Raw genomic sequence first — 7,730 nt, forward strand, 5'->3', positions numbered from 1 at the left:
GCTACAACACCAGCACCTACGGTACGGCCACCTTCACGGATGGCGAAACGCAGGCCGTCGTCCATCGCGATCGGGGCAATCAGGGTAACAACCATCTTGATGTTGTCGCCCGGCATGACCATCTCTACGCCTTCCGGCAGTTCGATGGTACCGGTCACGTCGGTAGTACGGAAGTAGAACTGCGGACGGTAGCCCTTGAAGAACGGAGTGTGACGACCACCTTCTTCTTTGGACAGCACGTACACTTCGGATTCGAACTTGGTGTGCGGCTTGATGGTGCCCGGCTTGGCCAGTACCTGACCACGCTCTACGTCTTCACGCTTCACGCCACGCAGCAGTGCGCCAACGTTCTCACCTGCACGACCTTCGTCCAGCAGTTTGCGGAACATTTCAACGCCGGTACAGGTGGTCTTGGTGGTATCTTTGATACCAACGATTTCCACTTCTTCACCAACCTTGACGATACCGCGCTCTACACGACCGGTAACTACGGTACCACGGCCTGCGATGGAGAATACGTCTTCGATAGGCATCAGGAACGGCTGGTCAATGGCACGCTCCGGCTCCGGAATGTAGGTGTCCAGGTGGCCAGCCAGTTCCAGGATCTTCTCTTCCCACTGAGCTTCGCCTTCCAGCGCTTTCAGTGCGGAACCACGGACTACCGGCAGGTCATCACCCGGGAAGTCGTACTCGGACAGCAGTTCGCGAACTTCCATCTCGACCAGTTCCAGCAGCTCTTCGTCATCTACCATGTCGCACTTGTTCATGAACACGATGATGTACGGAACGCCTACCTGACGACCCAGCAGGATGTGCTCACGAGTCTGCGGCATCGGGCCGTCAGTCGCTGCTACTACCAGGATTGCGCCGTCCATCTGGGCAGCACCGGTGATCATGTTTTTAACGTAGTCGGCGTGACCCGGGCAATCTACGTGAGCGTAGTGGCGGGTAGCAGTGTCGTATTCTACGTGGGAGGTGTTGATGGTGATACCACGCTCACGCTCTTCCGGCGCCTTGTCGATCTGGTCGAAGGCGAAAGCTTTACCACCGAAGTGCTTGGCCAGCACGTTGGTGATGGCGGCGGTCAGGGTGGTTTTACCGTGGTCAACGTGGCCGATGGTGCCGACGTTTACGTGCGGTTTATTACGCTCAAATTTTTCTTTAGACACGACGTAGTCCTTCTAGGTTAAACCCGCCTACCGTCGTAGGCGGGGAATCTTAAATTACTTGGATTTGCGCTCTTCGATCACGGCCTGGGCGACGTTGGTCGGGGCATCGTGATACTTGGCGAATTCCATGGCGTAGGAAGCACGACCCTGGGTAGCAGAACGCAGGGAGGTGGCGTAACCGAACATTTCGGCCAGCGGCACCAGCGCACGTACGATCTTGCCGGACGGGCCATCTTCCATGCCTTCGATCAGGCCGCGACGACGGTTCAGGTCACCGATCACGTCGCCCATGTAGTCTTCCGGAGTCTCGACTTCGACCTTCATGATCGGCTCGAGCAGTACCGGGTTGGCCTTCATGAAGCCAGCCTTGAACGCCAGAGAAGCAGCGATCTTGAACGCCAGTTCGGAAGAGTCGACATCATGGTAGGAACCGAAGTGCAGACGCACACCCAGATCCATTACCGGATAGCCTGCCAGCGGGCCGGACTTCAGCTGCTCGCGGATACCCTTGTCAACACCCGGGATGAATTCGCCCGGAATCACGCCACCCTTGATGTCGTTGACGAATTCGTAGGCTTTGCCTTCTTCCAGCGGGTACATGTCGATAACGACGTGACCGTACTGACCACGACCACCGGACTGCTTGGCATGCTTGCCTTCGATGTCCTTGACGGTGTTGCGGATGGTTTCACGGTAGGCAACCTGCGGCTTACCTACGTTGGCTTCTACCTTGAACTCGCGACGCATACGGTCAACGATGATGTCCAGGTGCAGCTCACCCATACCGGCGATGATGGTTTGGCCAGATTCTTCGTCGGTCCATACGCGGAAGGACGGATCTTCCTGAGCCAGACGGCCCAGAGCCAGGCCCATCTTCTCTTGGTCAGCCTTGGATTTCGGCTCAACGGCGATGGAGATTACCGGTTCCGGGAATTCCATACGCTCCAGGATGATCGGTGCGCTTTCGTCACACAGGGTGTCACCGGTGGTGACGTCCTTCAGGCCGATGGCAGCAGCGATGTCGCCTGCGCGAACTTCTTTGATCTCTTCACGCTTGTTGGCGTGCATCTGAACGATACGGCCGAAACGCTCGCGCTTCTCTTTAACGGAGTTCAGCACGGAGTCACCGGAGTTGACCACACCGGAGTAAACACGGAAGAAGGTCAGGTTGCCCACGAACGGGTCGGTAGCAATCTTGAATGCCAGAGCAGAGAACGGCTCGTCATCGGAAGCGTGACGCTCGTCCTTGGTCTCGCCATCCAGCTTCAGACCGTCGATAGCAGCAACGTCGGTCGGAGCCGGCAGGTACTCGACCACGGCATCCAGCATGGCCTGTACGCCCTTGTTCTTGAACGCGGAGCCACAGGTAACCAGGATGATTTCGTTGTTCAGAACACGCTGACGCAGAGCTTTCTTGATCTCTTCTTCAGTCAGTTCTTCACCACCCAGGTATTTTTCCATCAGGTCTTCAGACGCTTCAGCAGCTGCTTCAACCAGGTTCATGCGCATTTCTTGCGCCTGTTCCAGCAGCTCAGCCGGGACGTCTTCGTAGTCGAAGGATACGCCCTGGTCAGCTTCGCTCCAGTTGATGGCTTTCATCTTGACCAGGTCGATAACGCCCTTGAAGTTCTCTTCGGAACCGATGTTCAGTTGCAGAGGAACCGGGTTACCTTTCAGACGGGTCTTGATGTGCTCAACGCAGCGCAGGAAGTTGGCACCGGTACGGTCCATCTTGTTGACGAACGCGATACGGGGAACCTTGTACTTGTTAGCCTGACGCCATACGGTTTCAGACTGGGGCTGTACGCCACCTACGGCACAGTACACCATCACGGCGCCATCCAGAACACGCATGGAACGCTCTACTTCGATAGTAAAGTCAACGTGGCCCGGGGTATCGATGATGTTGATACGGTGCGGTTGGAACTGTTTACCCATACCGGACCAGAAAGCGGTGGTCGCGGCGGAGGTGATGGTGATACCACGCTCTTGTTCCTGTTCCATCCAGTCCATGGTGGCGGCGCCATCGTGAACTTCACCGATCTTGTGACTTACACCGGTGTAAAACAGAACGCGCTCGGTAGTAGTAGTCTTACCGGCGTCGATGTGAGCGGAGATACCGATATTACGATAACGCTCAATGGGGGTTGTACGAGCCATTGTCATCCTCTTACTAGGGCGCTTGTCCCCAGATAATTAAAGGTGCGCAGAGTCAGAAGACCCTGCGCAAGCGGATTACCAGCGGAAGTGAGCGAAGGCCTTGTTCGCTTCAGCCATACGGTGAACGTCTTCACGTTTCTTGACAGACGAACCCTTATTGTCAGCGGCATCCAGCAGCTCGCCAGCCAAACGCTGAGCCATTGATTTTTCACCACGTTTACGAGCGGCATCAACCAACCAGCGCATTGCCAGAGCATTGCGACGTACCGGACGAACTTCTACCGGCACCTGATAGGTTGCACCACCGACGCGACGAGATTTAACCTCGACCGCCGGACGAATGTTGTCCAGAGCGACTTCGAACAGGGCCAGGTGCTCTTTGCCAGATTTGGTGGCAATGATGTCCAGGGCGCCATATACGATGGCTTCTGCAACAGATTTCTTACCGTCAACCATTACTACGTTGACAAATTTAGCCAGCAGCTCAGATCCGAACTTGGGATCCGGCAGGATTTTACGCTGACCAACAACACGACGTCTTGGCATTTCAAATTCTCCGTAACTTCAGGGGTTACCCAAAACTAGAAAGTTATCTAACTAGAAACGAATTAACGTTTGGCCTTACTTAACGGAGAACCATTAAGCTTTCGGACGCTTCACGCCATACTTGGAGCGAGCCTGCTTACGGTCTTTAACACCGGCACAGTCCAACGCACCACGAACGGTGTGATAACGAACACCTGGCAAGTCTTTTACACGACCGCCACGGATCAGAACAACAGAGTGCTCTTGCAGGTTGTGACCTTCACCACCGATGTAGGAGGTGACTTCGAAGCCGTTGGTCAGACGTACACGGCATACTTTACGCAGTGCAGAGTTAGGCTTCTTCGGGGTGGTGGTGTATACACGGGTGCATACGCCACGCTTCTGAGGGCACGCTTCCAGCGCCGGCACGTTGCTTTTCACAACGAGCTTGATGCGTGGCTTGCGAACCAACTGGTTAATAGTTGCCATCAAAAGGCTCCTGATAATGACTTCATAAACGTGTGAAAAATCCTCCCCGCAGATACGGGGACGCGAAATTTTATGCCCTGTTGTCTGGGGAGTCAAGATTTATACAATTTGCACACCGAAATGGCAAATGACAGTCGAATGACATTATGCTAAGCAACTGAGATAAAAAGGAAAACCAAGTCTAACCGCCCCAGGTCTGCGGTGATCCGTGCTCGGCGATCAACCTGATCAAACCCGGCATATCGAGTTCCATCCCGATCCCGGATGACAAGCCTCTCGCTTGCAGGTCTTCCTTCATGACGTAAAGGGGGACGTCTGCCAAGCGCTCGCACCACCCGGGGGCAGCCGCCGCCATCACGGCATCCTGCATCAACACCACCAGATCCCCTTCCATGCGGTAACGCAACGCCAACTCGAGATCCTGGCTCATGAAGGGAGAGTTCAATATCAGCTGTATCACGGGCACCTCAGAAGCAGATGTGGGTGGTGAAACCCGCCCAGCTACGGCGAATTTCCGCAGGAGAGAGCGGAATAACTGGGATTAACAGATCCGCCGCCGTCAGTCCTCGCTCAGCCAGTGACACCGCACAGACATAGATCTCCTCGATGTCATACAGTTCCAGCATCTTGAAGGTCGGGGCGTAGTGACGCTGCAATATGGCATGTGGTGATTGCTCCCTCACCAGTTGCATCACGCCATCCCCCACCAGAAAGAGTGCCAGGGACTCCGTCAATGCAGAGGTGGCCAGCAGAGCATCCAGCCCCTCCCGACCACTCGCCGAACCATGGGGACCACGCCGTGAGATAAACGCTATTCTGGTCATTTTGTCCCCCTAGAACTGAACGAAGCGATCAGCGGTTAGTGCGGCTTCCGCCAACTGACCGAGCCCGCTCAGGCAGAATGGTGCTTCCAGATTGAAATGCTCCCGTCCCATTCCCTTGGCCTCCTGCTCATCCAGCACGCCACGGCGCATGGCCGCAGCCACACACACATCGATGCGGATGCCCTGCTGGATGGCCAACTCGCGCCACAACGCCACCAGGTCGGTCTCATCGCTGGCTGGCGTATGGAGGCCATTGGCATTGCACACCCCCTCCTGATAGAAGAATAGGTGGGACAAGCGGTGTCCCTGCTCGACCAGACTCAGGGCAAAACGATAGGCCGTGCTGGCCGTCTGGGTGCCATAGGCGGGCCCGGTGACCAGCAGAGCAAAATTCAGACTCATGATCGCACTCCTGCACAGCGGTGCATCCATTCTACCTCACAGACGCAAAAGCCCCTCCTGGGAGGGGCTTTTCCAATGAAACAGGCTCAGACGTAGGCGATGGCTTCGACTTCGACCAGCACATCCTTGGGCAGACGAGCGACCTCCACGCAGGAACGTGCCGGAGCGGATTCGCCAAAGTAGCGGGCATACACCTGGTTGAAGGCCACGAAGTTGTTCATGTCACTCAGGAAGCAAGTGGTCTTCAGTACCTTGCTGGTATCGGCTCCTGCAGCTTTCAAGACTGCGACCAGATTCTTCATCACCTGCTCTGCCTGAGCCTCGATGCCACCGGCAACGATGTCCATGGTGGCCGGATCGAGCGGGATCTGCCCGGAGGTAAAGACCAGCTCACCCAGCTTGGTAGCCTGGACATAAGGGCCAATTGCGGCAGGCGCCTTGTCGGTTGCAATCACTTCTTTAGCCATTGTTATCTATCCCCTATCTATGGCGCTTACTCGCTCTCTTCTTCACCCTGCTTGCGCTGTCGGATGTAGAGATACACGGTATGTTTGGAAATATTCAGCTTGTCGGCGACCAGGTTGATCGAATCCTTGATATCAAATATGCCCTTCTCGAACAACTGGGTCACGATAAAACGGTTCTTGGCATTGTTGGCCACGGAGGGATCACGATTGATCTCGTCGATGGTGTTGTCCACCGTCTGGGCAACCAGCTCTTCGACGCTGTTGGCGAAGGTTTCCGGTGATTGCCGCTCCACCTGCTGTGGTGTCGGGAAGAATTCGGCCACGAACTCGTGGAAAGGCGCATTGATGTGCAAATTGATGCAGATAAGGCCGATCACCTGCTTGTCGCGGTTACGGATGGCGATGGTGCTCGACTTCATCAAGGCACCGGTCCGACTGCGGGCAAAATAACTCTGGGTGTGATCCTGACCCGTGCTCTCGATGTCCTTGAGCATCCGCAGGGCGAGATCGGTGATCGGCGCCCCCAGAGTTCGACCCGTATTGAAACCATTCGCGATTTGGATCACGGACTCATGCAGATTTTCCAGGGAGTGGAGCACCACCTCGCAGTGCTTGCCGAACAGATCGGCCAGGCCTTCGATAAGGCCCCCATATGAACGCAACAGCTCCCTGTCTTCGTCTGTAAAAGCGCGACCGCTCAGTTGCTCTTCGGGAAGCAGTACTTCCTCGATACCGACAGCCATGTTCTACCCCTGTAATACCCATTCAACTTTCCCGAGTTTTCAGTTGCGACGGGGCAATGTCAACTTTTTTTGATTTTTTGCTCTATAACCTTGCACTGGATCATCCCCCTGCCCCAGCCCAGTGCACGCTGGGCGCCGGATGGGAAATAAAAAAAGGTTCTTCGCGGGATCCTGGGAAAGTGGAAGTTGACAGACAGGGTGCTGGTAAACTGGTTGTCGCCAAACACACCACCACCATCACCCTGCTGTCGCCGTGCATCATATTGATATTACCTCCTTCTGGCCAGGTTATACCGTCATCGCCCAAGCGCTTTCTGCCAACCATCACACCCTGTTTACCCTTGAGCCTCGCGCCGACTTCTTGCCCCGTTGTCGCCGATGCCTGCAACCCACGCCATTGATCCACGACCAACGTATCCGCCGGGTGCGTGAGCGAGACCTATTTGACCGACAAGTCTGGTTACAACTGCCTGTTCGCCGCGTCGACTGTCTGCGCTGTGGTCGCGTCAGTGAACATATCGACTGGCTCCCCTCTGGCTCCCGCCTCACCCGGCGCATGCAGTGCTGGATTGAAGCGCTCGTTCAGTACCTCCCCATCCGCCATGTCAGCCAGCTCACCGGGGTCGGTTGGCACACCATCAAGGAGATCGACAAGCGCCGTTTGCAGACTAGTGTGGGCACCATCGAACTTGGGGAGGTGCGGCGGCTGGTGATGGATGAGTTTGCCCTGCACAAGGGACACCGCTATGCCACCGTGATCATGGATGCCGAGCGAACCCGCGTCCTGTGGGTGGGGCACGGCAACAGTCGGGCCGCTATCCGTCCCTTCTTCGAGCAGCTCGGCGAGCGATGCCAGCAGATTGAGGCGGTGGCGATGGACATGAACACGGCGTTCGACCTGGAGGTGAAGCAACACTGCCCGCAGGCGGAGGTGGTCTACGACCTGTTCCA

9 protein-coding genes and 1 pseudogene are annotated in these 7,730 nt (G+C 56.0%); 1 reads left to right on the plus strand and 9 read right to left on the minus strand.

All coding sequences use genetic code 11. From position 1 onward, the window contains the following. From tuf to AB5Y54_RS04335, 9 genes are all read right to left on the minus strand, one after another. Window positions 1-1,169, minus strand: a 1,169-nt coding sequence (tuf, locus tag AB5Y54_RS04295) for an elongation factor Tu (protein ID WP_202041923.1), incomplete at its 3' end; no start/stop codon positions are given. Between the two features lie 54 nt (window positions 1,170-1,223). Further along, the gene (gene fusA / locus AB5Y54_RS04300; RefSeq protein ID WP_010675948.1) at window positions 1,224-3,329 is read right to left on the minus strand and encodes an elongation factor G; all 2,106 of its coding nucleotides are present in this window, start codon (window positions 3,327-3,329) and stop codon (window positions 1,224-1,226) included. Between the two features lie 75 nt (window positions 3,330-3,404). Next, window positions 3,405-3,875 (minus strand): 30S ribosomal protein S7, encoded by a 471-nt coding sequence (rpsG, locus tag AB5Y54_RS04305; RefSeq protein WP_010675949.1) that lies wholly within the window; start codon window positions 3,873-3,875, stop codon window positions 3,405-3,407. A 93-nt stretch (window positions 3,876-3,968) separates the two neighbouring features. Continuing rightward, the gene (gene rpsL, locus AB5Y54_RS04310; RefSeq protein WP_005306278.1) at window positions 3,969-4,343 is read right to left on the minus strand and encodes a 30S ribosomal protein S12; all 375 of its coding nucleotides are present in this window, start codon (window positions 4,341-4,343) and stop codon (window positions 3,969-3,971) included. A gap of 181 nt (window positions 4,344-4,524) precedes the next feature. Then, the gene (gene tusB / locus AB5Y54_RS04315) at window positions 4,525-4,803 is read right to left on the minus strand and encodes a sulfurtransferase complex subunit TusB (RefSeq protein WP_043153905.1); all 279 of its coding nucleotides are present in this window, start codon (window positions 4,801-4,803) and stop codon (window positions 4,525-4,527) included. A 7-nt stretch (window positions 4,804-4,810) separates the two neighbouring features. Beyond that, the gene (gene tusC, locus AB5Y54_RS04320; protein ID WP_029314860.1) at window positions 4,811-5,167 is read right to left on the minus strand and encodes a sulfurtransferase complex subunit TusC; all 357 of its coding nucleotides are present in this window, start codon (window positions 5,165-5,167) and stop codon (window positions 4,811-4,813) included. A gap of 9 nt (window positions 5,168-5,176) precedes the next feature. Beyond that, window positions 5,177-5,569: a sulfurtransferase complex subunit TusD gene (gene tusD, locus AB5Y54_RS04325; RefSeq protein WP_043153907.1), complete on the minus strand. Its 393-nt coding sequence runs from the start codon at window positions 5,567-5,569 to the stop codon at window positions 5,177-5,179. An 86-nt stretch (window positions 5,570-5,655) separates the two neighbouring features. Beyond that, complete coding sequence (locus tag AB5Y54_RS04330) at window positions 5,656-6,036, minus strand: RidA family protein (RefSeq protein WP_010675953.1); 381 nt, start codon at window positions 6,034-6,036, stop codon at window positions 5,656-5,658. A gap of 26 nt (window positions 6,037-6,062) precedes the next feature. After that, a complete protein-coding gene (locus AB5Y54_RS04335; protein ID WP_010675954.1) occupies window positions 6,063-6,779 on the minus strand; it encodes a transcriptional regulator in 717 nt (238 codons plus the stop codon). 253 nt (window positions 6,780-7,032) lie between these two features. Here AB5Y54_RS04335 and AB5Y54_RS04340 point away from each other — a divergent pair. Further along, window positions 7,033-7,730: pseudogene (locus AB5Y54_RS04340) on the plus strand (ISL3-like element ISAeme19 family transposase); the annotation flags it as partial.

Origin of the sequence: Aeromonas sp. s9 (assembly GCF_040907765.1) — a bacterium.
Classification (GTDB): Bacteria; Pseudomonadota; Gammaproteobacteria; order Enterobacterales; family Aeromonadaceae; genus Aeromonas; species Aeromonas caviae.

Bases quoted from the DNA above. Each gene is read 5' to 3' on its own strand.
- fusA (WP_010675948.1), bottom strand. From the start codon at position 3,329: ATGGCTCGTACAACCCCCATTGAGCGTTATCGTAATATCGGTATCTCC.
- rpsG (WP_010675949.1), bottom strand. From the start codon at position 3,875: ATGCCAAGACGTCGTGTTGTTGGTCAGCGTAAAATCCTGCCGGATCCC.
- rpsL (WP_005306278.1), bottom strand. From the start codon at position 4,343: ATGGCAACTATTAACCAGTTGGTTCGCAAGCCACGCATCAAGCTCGTT.
- tusC (WP_029314860.1), bottom strand. From the start codon at position 5,167: ATGACCAGAATAGCGTTTATCTCACGGCGTGGTCCCCATGGTTCGGCG.
- tusD (WP_043153907.1), bottom strand. From the start codon at position 5,569: ATGAGTCTGAATTTTGCTCTGCTGGTCACCGGGCCCGCCTATGGCACC.
- AB5Y54_RS04330 (WP_010675953.1), bottom strand. From the start codon at position 6,036: ATGGCTAAAGAAGTGATTGCAACCGACAAGGCGCCTGCCGCAATTGGC.
- AB5Y54_RS04335 (WP_010675954.1), bottom strand. From the start codon at position 6,779: ATGGCTGTCGGTATCGAGGAAGTACTGCTTCCCGAAGAGCAACTGAGC.